The 9,318-nt window shown below is 47.5% G+C and carries 7 protein-coding genes and 14 tRNA genes; 1 reads left to right on the top strand and 20 read right to left on the bottom strand.

Annotated features, from left to right (window positions below; all coding sequences use genetic code 11):
* From CIK04_RS03090 to miaB, 6 genes are all read right to left on the bottom strand, one after another.
* Window positions 1-236: transposase (locus tag CIK04_RS03090; RefSeq protein WP_176463275.1), on the bottom strand; the 236-nt coding region annotated here is incomplete at its 3' end.
* Window positions 237-394: 158 nt separating this feature from the next.
* A complete protein-coding gene (gene lnt, locus CIK04_RS03085) occupies window positions 395-1,915 on the bottom strand; it encodes an apolipoprotein N-acyltransferase (RefSeq protein ID WP_045591678.1) in 1,521 nt (506 codons plus the stop codon).
* A 42-nt stretch (window positions 1,916-1,957) separates the two neighbouring features.
* Complete coding sequence (corC, locus tag CIK04_RS03080; protein ID WP_097353349.1) at window positions 1,958-2,833, bottom strand: CNNM family magnesium/cobalt transport protein CorC; 876 nt, start codon at window positions 2,831-2,833, stop codon at window positions 1,958-1,960.
* A gap of 78 nt (window positions 2,834-2,911) precedes the next feature.
* The gene (gene ybeY / locus CIK04_RS03075; RefSeq protein ID WP_017420894.1) at window positions 2,912-3,376 is read right to left on the bottom strand and encodes an rRNA maturation RNase YbeY; all 465 of its coding nucleotides are present in this window, start codon (window positions 3,374-3,376) and stop codon (window positions 2,912-2,914) included.
* Window positions 3,366-4,478: a PhoH family protein gene (locus tag CIK04_RS03070; RefSeq protein ID WP_011149715.1), complete on the bottom strand. Its 1,113-nt coding sequence runs from the start codon at window positions 4,476-4,478 to the stop codon at window positions 3,366-3,368. The genes ybeY and CIK04_RS03070 overlap by 11 nt, the downstream gene beginning before the upstream one ends.
* Before the next feature lie 73 nt (window positions 4,479-4,551).
* Entirely contained in the window at window positions 4,552-5,976 is a 1,425-nt protein-coding gene (gene miaB / locus CIK04_RS03065) for a tRNA (N6-isopentenyl adenosine(37)-C2)-methylthiotransferase MiaB (RefSeq protein WP_097353348.1), read from the bottom strand.
* Window positions 5,977-6,282: 306 nt separating this feature from the next.
* Here miaB and CIK04_RS03060 point away from each other — a divergent pair, with 306 nt between their 5' ends.
* Window positions 6,283-7,431 (top strand): 2-octaprenyl-3-methyl-6-methoxy-1,4-benzoquinol hydroxylase, encoded by a 1,149-nt coding sequence (locus CIK04_RS03060; RefSeq protein ID WP_097353347.1) that lies wholly within the window; start codon window positions 6,283-6,285, stop codon window positions 7,429-7,431.
* Between the two features lie 148 nt (window positions 7,432-7,579).
* On the opposite strand, the gene CIK04_RS03055 is transcribed toward CIK04_RS03060, so the two are convergent.
* The 14 genes from CIK04_RS03055 to CIK04_RS02990 all read right to left on the bottom strand — a co-directional run bounded on the left by CIK04_RS03055 (window position 7,580) and on the right by CIK04_RS02990 (window position 9,286).
* Window positions 7,580-7,664, bottom strand: a tRNA-Leu gene (locus CIK04_RS03055).
* Window positions 7,665-7,708: 44 nt separating this feature from the next.
* Window positions 7,709-7,783: transfer RNA gene (locus tag CIK04_RS03050), tRNA-Gln, on the bottom strand.
* A 56-nt stretch (window positions 7,784-7,839) separates the two neighbouring features.
* Window positions 7,840-7,924, bottom strand: a tRNA-Leu gene (locus tag CIK04_RS03045).
* A 45-nt stretch (window positions 7,925-7,969) separates the two neighbouring features.
* Window positions 7,970-8,044 (bottom strand) — tRNA-Gln (locus CIK04_RS03040).
* Window positions 8,045-8,099: 55 nt separating this feature from the next.
* A tRNA-Leu gene (locus CIK04_RS03035) sits at window positions 8,100-8,184 on the bottom strand.
* Between the two features lie 44 nt (window positions 8,185-8,228).
* A tRNA-Gln gene (locus CIK04_RS03030) sits at window positions 8,229-8,303 on the bottom strand.
* 54 nt (window positions 8,304-8,357) lie between these two features.
* Window positions 8,358-8,442, bottom strand: a tRNA-Leu gene (locus tag CIK04_RS03025).
* 44 nt (window positions 8,443-8,486) lie between these two features.
* A tRNA-Met gene (locus CIK04_RS03020) sits at window positions 8,487-8,563 on the bottom strand.
* 11 nt (window positions 8,564-8,574) lie between these two features.
* Window positions 8,575-8,659 (bottom strand) — tRNA-Leu (locus CIK04_RS03015).
* 45 nt (window positions 8,660-8,704) lie between these two features.
* Window positions 8,705-8,779: transfer RNA gene (locus tag CIK04_RS03010), tRNA-Gln, on the bottom strand.
* A gap of 54 nt (window positions 8,780-8,833) precedes the next feature.
* A tRNA-Leu gene (locus tag CIK04_RS03005) sits at window positions 8,834-8,918 on the bottom strand.
* 44 nt (window positions 8,919-8,962) lie between these two features.
* Window positions 8,963-9,039: transfer RNA gene (locus CIK04_RS03000), tRNA-Met, on the bottom strand.
* Between the two features lie 77 nt (window positions 9,040-9,116).
* Window positions 9,117-9,191 (bottom strand) — tRNA-Gln (locus CIK04_RS02995).
* A gap of 10 nt (window positions 9,192-9,201) precedes the next feature.
* Window positions 9,202-9,286: transfer RNA gene (locus CIK04_RS02990), tRNA-Leu, on the bottom strand.
* Between the last annotated feature and the right edge of the window lie 32 nt (window positions 9,287-9,318).

Genomic DNA, 9,318 nt, shown 5'->3' with positions numbered 1-9,318 from the left:
AGCTGACGCTCACTTTTTATACCAAAGATATAACCAAGCAAGATGATTTTGAAGAGACGAACAGGGTCAACAGGTGGACGCCCATTATCTTTACAATAAAGATGAGCGACTTCATCACGAATGAATTCAAAGTCGATAGCATTATCGATTTTGCGCACTAAATGGTCTTTAGGAACTAACTGTTCCATCGTCACCATTTCCAGTTCGTATTGTTGCGGGGTGGGTTCTTGAAGCATATCGGAGTATCCATATTTCGATACCCCTATTAGATCAAAGGTCTAGCTCGAAAGCTAGACCTTTGTCAGCAGTCTGAAGGTACGCCAGTGCGTACCTTTTGTTTTTGTCTATCTGTGCTTGCGCTTTTCGCAACGGATTTTCTCCATCGGCTTTGCCGCTAAGCACTCGTGCGGCGTTTTCGCCACCATGCGAGAGCGAGCGACAAGGCTACCCAAATGTAGAGTGGCCAACTGCCTAGTTGATGATAGGGCGTTTGTCCTTGGGTCGGCGTAAGCTCTGCCCGCAGCACTGCCGTTTCAAACTGAGGAATAGAGGCGATAATTTTACCTCTATGATCAGTCACCGCCGTTAAACCATTATTGGTAGAGCGAATCAGCGGTTTGCCCAGCTCTAGAGCACGCATACGCGCGATTTCCATGTGTTGCAAGGGGCCAATCGAACGACCAAACCAAGCGTCGTTAGACAGGGTTAAAAGGAAATCGGTGTCGTCGGTAACGTTTTGTCTTACTTGCTCGTTAAAGATGATTTCGTAACACAGCGCTGGCGCCATTGGATGGCCATTTGCCACGATATTAGGCTGCACAAAATCACCACGACTGAACGATGACATGGGCAAATTAAAAAACGGTGCTAATGGACGCAAAATTTGCTCAAACGGGACAAATTCACCGAACGGCAGCAGGTGATGCTTATGATAACGCTCAGTGAGATCAAAAGAGTAATCCCCATAAGGCGTCATACCGACGGCAAGAATGCTGTTGTAAAACTGACCATCTTCGGCTTGATTGACAATGCCACTGATGATCGCGCTTTGATTCATTTTTGCCGCACTGTCCAAATTACTCAGATAGGAGGGCAACTCGACTTCAAACGCTGGAATAGCGGCTTCTGGCCAAATAATAATATCGGCGTCCCAGTTTTCACGGCTTAAATCGGTGTACTTCATAATGGTTGGCCAGCGTTGGCTGGGTAACCATTTTAAGTTTTGGTCGACATTGCCTTGGATAAGCGCCACTTTGGTGGCTTTGTCCGGTTGCGGTGTGACCCAGTCCCAGTGTGATAAACCATAACCCGTGCTGAGTAACACCGTCGGGATGAGTAGCATCGACCAACGTTTATGAATCACCGCATAGGCGATCGCTCCGGCTCCGACCAGAAGCAGTAGCGTAAGTAGCTCTACACCACCTATCGGAGCGAAACTCGCCAGAGGTGAATCGATTTGGCTGTAACCGAGCCACAGCCAAGGGAAGCCCGTCATCACCCAGCCACGCAGCCAGTCGGCTATTAACCACAGGGCTGGCGCGGCAAGCAACAAGTTGAGCAAGGTTGCTTTGGCAAAAAAGCGTTGGTAGCTCCAAGTGAAGAGTGCAGGGTAGATGGCCAAATAGGCGATGAGAGCCCCCATCAAAAAGAGGTTCGCTGCCAGAGGCATGCCACCAAAGCCAGCGATACTGACGTAGACCCAGCTAATGCCAGAGGCAAACTGGCCGAATCCCCACGCGTACCCCGTCCACAGGGCTTGTCGACGTGATTGACCATGAATAAGGATAAGCAACAGGGCTGGTGTAATAAGCGCAACCAACCAAATTTGGTAAGGTGCAAAGGCAAGCGTAGTGAGAGCGCCAACAAAAGCGGCCACGATGGGCCGCTTGAGGCGATGAAATAGGGTATTTTTCATCTATCGTTCGTCTGATATGCCTCTTTGCAGAGGCGGTTATCGTTACTCAGGAGTGGTTTCTGCAACAGAAACCGAGTCAGGTACGGTGACTTGTAACTGGATAACTCGACGGTTATCGGCGGCGGTCACTTTGAAATTGAAACCATCAATTTCTACGAGCTCGCCACGAGTGGGTAGGTGACCAAAGGCTGTCATCACCAAACCACCCACGGTATCCACTTCTTCATCGCTAAAACGACTGCCAAAGGTTTCGTTAAACTCTTCAATGGTGGTCAATGCTTTGACCGCGTAAGTATGTTTGCTGAGTTTACGAATATCGGCATCTTCCTCTTCGTCGAATTCATCTTCGATATCCCCAACAATTTCTTCAAGAATATCTTCGATGGTGACAAGGCCGGAGACGCCACCAAATTCATCAACAACAATGGCCATGTGATAACGTTCTTGGCGGAACTCCTTCAGTAGGCGATCGACTCGCTTACTTTCAGGAACCACGACCGCAGGGCGGATAACCTCTTCGATATCAAATGGAGCACTGTCTGAGCCTAAGTATTTGAGTAAGTCCTTCGCAAGTAGGATGCCTTCTACATGGTCTTTATCTTCACTGATCACTGGGTAGCGCGAGTGTTGCGCATCAGTGATCAGTGCGATAAGTGAATCGAGATTATCTTTTCTCTCGATGGTGACCATTTGCGAGCGAGGGATCATGATGTCCCTAACGCGCATTTCAGCAATTTCCATCACACCTTCGAGCATGTCGCGAGTGTCATGGTCAATCAGGTCATTTACTTCAGAATCTCGGATAACATCCACTAACTCTTGGCGATCTTTAGGCTCACCCTGAAATAATTGACCCAGGCGTCCGAAGAAGGACTTTCTACTCGGACCGTCGGAATTTTGAGAATTGTCGTCGTTCATTGTTTCTCTAATAAGTAACGCTATCAGAAGTGTGATAGCTCACGTTTGGCATTCAATGCGCTAGTGCGTATCGAATGCTCACTCTTTCTCCGCTAAGTATGGGTCAGTAAATCCCATACCCTGCATGATTTCTGTTTCGAGGGACTCCATCTCTTCAGCTTCGTCGTCCTCAATATGGTCATAACCTAACAGATGCAAGCTACCATGTACAACCATATGCGCCCAATGTGCCATCAGGGGTTTGTCTTGCTCTATGGCTTCTTGTTCAACCACTTGGCGACAAATAACCAAATCACCCAACAAATCCATTTCCATCCCAGGAGGCGCTTCAAATGGAAAAGAAAGCACGTTAGTGGGCTTATCTTTACCACGATAATCGTGATTCAGCTGATGGCTCTCTTGGCTATCAACGATGCGAATCGTGACTTCTGCCTGTGGCTGAAACTGCGGAATGGTCTTGTCCAGCCAGGTTTGGAAATCTTGCACACTGGGGAGGCCGTTTTGATCTTCGACCGCAAGTTGTAGATCCAGTTCAATTGCCATGTGTGGTTTCCTTATCCGCGCTGATTTGTGCAGAAAGCTCGGCTTTCGCGGCTTCAAGCAGTTTGGCATCGCGTTCTTCTCGGCGACGTTGTTCAAACTCTTTACGCTCTTTTTGGTCTTGCGCTTCCCACTTCTCGTAGGCATTGACGATGCGCGCGACGACTGGGTGGCGAACGACGTCATCAGATTGGAAGAAGTTAAAGCTGATCTCTTCCACTTCATTGAGCACTTCGATGGCATGACGAAGGCCAGATTTTGCACCGCGAGGTAAGTCAATCTGCGTGACATCCCCGGTGATCACGGCGCGAGAGTTAAAGCCGATACGGGTCAGGAACATTTTCATCTGTTCTACTGTGGTGTTTTGGCTCTCATCGAGAATGATGAAGGCATCGTTGAGTGTGCGACCACGCATGTAGGCCAGTGGTGCCACTTCGATGACGTTACGCTCAATCAGCTTTTCAACCCGTTCAAAACCGAGCATTTCAAACAATGCATCGTAAAGCGGGCGTAAATAAGGATCGACTTTCTGACTCAAATCACCCGGTAGAAAACCAAGCTTTTCACCCGCTTCAACCGCAGGACGAGTGAGTAGAATGCGGCGGATCTCTTGACGCTCTAGCGCATCGACAGCTGCAGCAACTGCAAGATAGGTTTTACCCGTACCAGCAGGACCAATACCGAAAGTGATGTCGTGCGTGACCATATTGACCAAGTATTGCGCCTGATTCGGCGTGCGAGGTTTGATCACCCCTTTCTTGGTTTTAACAAACACTTCTTTACCATGCGCGATGGCCGATTCTTGGTTTTGTTCAAGCACACCAGATTCTTTGATCGCAAGGTGGATATCTTCAGGTTCAACGTCTTTAATTTGGCCGCGAACCGTCGCGGTTTCAACGTAAAGCGTTTTAATGATATCGAGCGCGGCAGCGGATGTGTGGGGTTTACCAACGATGGTAAAAAAGTTGCCACGGTAACTGATTTCAACGCCGAGTCGACGTTCTAAGTGTTTGATATTGTCATCAAAAGGACCGCACAAGCTTGCAAGACGGCGGTTATCGGAGGGTTCTAGGTTAATCTCTAGAGTGACGATTTTATTGCTCAATGTTGCCTCTCATTGTCTGCCACTTAACGAGAGCCTGATAACAACCAGGCTCTCAATGGCGATTAATACGAGCTTATGGCGTAAATGTCGCTACACCTAGCTCATCTTCGCGGCGTGTTTTGGCCATCATTTGTGTTGGCGAAATCACGCTACGTAGGTCCATATCTTTTTCAGTACGTACAATCTCACCACGCAGTGAGTTCGCAAATACATCGGTAATTTTCACATCAACGAACTGACCAATCAGATCTGCTCTACCTTCAAAGTTTACTACACGGTTGTTTTCTGTACGAGCACGTAGCTCCATCAAGTTCTTCTTAGAAGGGCCTTCAACCAGAACACGCTGCTCAGTGCCAAGCATTAGGCGAGAGTAACGCATGGCTTGTGCGTTGATTTGTTGCTGCAGTTCGTACAAGCGTTCTTTCTTAGTCTCTTCTGAAAGATCACATGGGTAATCTGCCGCAGGAGTACCAGGGCGAGGAGAGAAGATGAAGCTGAAGCTCATGTCAAAGTCGACATCTTTGATCAGTTTCATGGTGTCTTGGAAATCTTTGTCGGTTTCACCTGGGAAGCCAACAATAAAATCAGAACTGATTTGGATATCAGGACGCGCTTTACGCAGTTTACGAATGATCGACTTGTATTCGATGCCAGTGTGAGGACGCTTCATCATCGTCAGAATGCGATCGCTACCACTTTGTACTGGTAGATGAAGGAAGCTCACCAGCTCTGGCGTATCTTCGTAGACAGCGATGATATCATCGGTGAACTCAAGTGGGTGGCTGGTGGTAAAGCGAATACGGTCAATACCATCGATAGACGCAACAAGGCGAAGCAGTTCTGCAAAAGAACAGATTTCACCATCGTGCATTGGGCCACGGTATGCGTTTACGTTTTGGCCTAGCAGGTTGACTTCGCGAACACCTTGCTCGGCAAGTTGCGCGATTTCGTAAAGCACATCATCCATTGGGCGGCTGACTTCTTCACCACGAGTGTAAGGTACCACGCAGTAAGTACAGTACTTAGAACAGCCTTCCATGATAGAAACGAATGCGGTTGCGCCTTCTGCACGCGGTTCTGGCAGACTGTCAAACTTCTCGATTTCTGGGAATGAAATGTCCATCACAGGTGCATCTTCACTTTGTGACTGTTTGATCATTTCAGGAAGACGGTGCAAGGTTTGCGGGCCAAAAATAACGTCAACAAAAGGTGCACGATCACGAATGTGATCACCTTCTTGTGTTGCTACACAACCACCAACACCGATCACGACGCCTGGCTTTTTATCTTTGAGTGTTTTCCAACGGCCAAGCTGGTGGAACACTTTTTCTTGCGCCTTTTCACGGATCGAACAGGTGTTAAGTAATAGAACATCTGCTTCTTCTGGTTCTTCTGTCAATTCGTAGCCATTTGCTGCGTTCAGCAGATCCGCCATTTTCGATGAATCGTATTCGTTCATCTGGCAACCCCAGGTTTTAATTAGCAGTTTCTTACTCATCTCACTTTCGCTCGTGTTAATACTAAAAATTCGTTGAACAAATTGTTCAAAGTATAGCCGCCCTCACGGCGGTAAGCGGCGTATTGTACTGCTTTAAAAACCTACTGACTAGTGATCTGGTGAATTCTTCGCAAAGCCTGATTTTATCTAGGGTCTTGTCAGGTATTTCGCCTTGGTTTTTTAAGGTTTTTGTCGATGGAAACTCAGTGACCTAAGCCGCTTGATAGGGACAAAGTGTTTCGCAAACTTGCCAGTAAAACGTACAATGCAAAACCGTATTAGAATCAAGTTGATCAAGAGTACAAGATGAATAAATACGACATTGCCGTCGTCGGTGGCGGTATGGTAGGCGCGGCTGTGGCCATCGGATTTGCCAAACAAGGCCGAAAAGTCGTCGTGATAGAAGGGTTTGAACCGAAAGCGTTTGAAGCAAGCCAACCGATGGACATTCGAGTTTCCGCCATTTCTCACAACTCTGTGCGCTTACTGGAATCGCTAGGAGCCTGGCAACATATTCAAGCAACTCGAGTTTGTCCCTACAAACGGTTAGAAACCTGGGAGCACCCAGAATGTCGTACACGTTTTCACAGCGATGAACTTAATTTGGAACAGCTTGGTTACATAGTGGAGAACCGTCTAATTCAATTGGGGCTGTGGCAAGAGTTTGCTCAGTACTCGAATTTGACTCTGCAATGCCCAGATAAACTTAAGCGCCTTGAGTTCGATGAGTTCAACAAGTTGACGCTCGAGAGTGGTTTAGAAATTGAAGCCTCTTGGGTTATTGGCGCAGATGGTGCCAACTCTCAGGTGCGTGAGTTGGCTGGCATTGGCATTACCGCATGGGATTATCGTCAACATTGTATGTTGATCAATATTGCGACGAAATCTGCGCAACAGGCGAACACTTGGCAGCAATTTACTCCAACTGGCCCACGATCTTTTTTGCCATTGAAAGGCCAGCAAGGTTCTTTGGTTTGGTACGATTCACCCAAGCGTATTCGTGAGTTGTCAGCTATGAGCGCAGAAAAGCTGAAACAGGAAATTATCCGTCATTTCCCAGATGAACTGGGAGAGTTTGACGTGTTGTACTGGGATTCTTTTCCATTAACCCGGCGACACGCACAAGCCTATTATCAACAAAATTGTGTGTTGCTTGGTGACGCAGCCCACACGATCAACCCATTAGCGGGTCAAGGGGTCAATCTTGGTTTTAAAGACGTTGAAGCGTTACTTAAGGTGACGGAAAACCAACCTTTGACAGTGGCTCAACAAGCGGCCTATCAGAAAGCACGCTATGCGGACAACTTGCTAATGCAAACTGGGATGGATCTGTTCTACAAAGGTTTTAGCAATGATATCACCCCATTAAAATTGGTTCGTAACGCAGCCCTCAAGTTGGCTGAGCACTCCGGGCCTATCAAACATCAAGTGTTGAAATATGCGCTAGGAATGTGATGGCATTGAGAGTGGGCTAATAAACGAGCGTTTGTATCAGGAAAGGAAAGCGGACTCATCGAGTTCGCTTTTTTTTGTTTTCACAAACAATGAACATAAGAACGCCAGATAAAACAAAACCCAGCCTAAGCTGGGTTTTGTTCAATGATGGTGCGGAAGGAGAGACTCGAACTCTCACACCTCGCGGCGCCAGAACCTAAATCTGGTGCGTCTACCAATTTCGCCACTTCCGCATCAAATTGTGTGCTTTCAAGACAACGTCTTAATAGCTAAATAGTGGCAGGTCTACCTGGATTCGAACCAGGGAATGGCGGCATCAAAAGCCGCTGCCTTACCGCTTGGCGATAGACCTGCAGATGACAGCATTGCTATCGTGTTTTCTAAGTCATTGCTTAGAATTCAAATCGATGGTGCGGAAGGAGAGACTCGAACTCTCACACCTCGCGGCGCCAGAACCTAAATCTGGTGCGTCTACCAATTTCGCCACTTCCGCATCGATTTGTGTTGTTATCAAAACAGAGTCTTAATAACGAATTAGTGGCAGGTCTACCTGGATTCGAACCAGGGAATGGCGGCATCAAAAGCCGCTGCCTTACCGCTTGGCGATAGACCTACAGATGACAGCTTTGCTATCGTTTTCTAAGTGTTCGCTTAGAAAAGAAATTCGATGGTGCGGAAGGAGAGACTCGAACTCTCACACCTCGCGGCGCCAGAACCTAAATCTGGTGCGTCTACCAATTTCGCCACTTCCGCATCGAATTTTCATGCATCAAGACATTGTCTTAATAGCTAAATAGTGGCAGGTCTACCTGGATTCGAACCAGGGAATGGCGGCATCAAAAGCCGCTGCCTTACCGCTTGGCGATAGACCTACAGCTGACAGCTTACGCTATCGGTTTCTAACCATTGATTAGAAACTTAAACAATGGTGCGGAAGGAGAGACTCGAACTCTCACACCTTGCAGCGCCAGAACCTAAATCTGGTGCGTCTACCAATTTCGCCACTTCCGCATTATTTATTCCTAAAAACTCTCAATGAAGAGAATGTTTAGGAATGGTGGCTACGACGGGATTCGAACCTGTGACCCCATCATTATGAGTGATGTGCTCTAACCAGCTGAGCTACGTAGCCACAACAATTTATGGTGCGGAAGGAGAGACTCGAACTCTCACACCTCGCGGCGCCAGAACCTAAATCTGGTGCGTCTACCAATTTCGCCACTTCCGCATAAATTGTCTGCTAATTAAGATAATCATCTCAATAGCTAAATAGTGGCAGGTCTACCTGGATTCGAACCAGGGAATGGCGGCATCAAAAGCCGCTGCCTTACCGCTTGGCGATAGACCTGCAGTTGATAGCTTTCACTATCCGTTTCTAATCATCGACTAGAAACTTAAATCATGGTGCGGAAGGAGAGACTCGAACTCTCACACCTTGCGGCGCCAGAACCTAAATCTGGTGCGTCTACCAATTTCGCCACTTCCGCATTATTTATTCCTAAAAGCTCTCAGTGAAGAGAATGTTTAGGAATGGTGGCTACGACGGGATTCGAACCTGTGACCCCATCATTATGAGTGATGTGCTCTAACCAGCTGAGCTACGTAGCCATCTTTTGGAGCGAGACAATATAACTATTCTCTCTCTCAGTGACAACCCCTTTATGAAAGGTTTTCACTTAAATAGTTGGCAGGTCTACCTGGATTCGAACCAGGGAATGGCGGCATCAAAAGCCGCTGCCTTACCGCTTGGCGATAGACCTACTGAAAACATGGTGCGGAAGGAGAGACTCGAACTCTCACACCTTGCGGCGCCAGAACCTAAATCTGGTGCGTCTACCAATTTCGCCACTTCCGCAACTATTCCTAATAACTCTTTAAAAAAGTTCT

The sequence above is a fragment of the Vibrio sp. 03_296 genome, from assembly GCF_002265885.1.
Note: the sequence above shows the minus strand (reverse complement) of the source record. Positions and strands in the feature narration are given on the sequence as shown.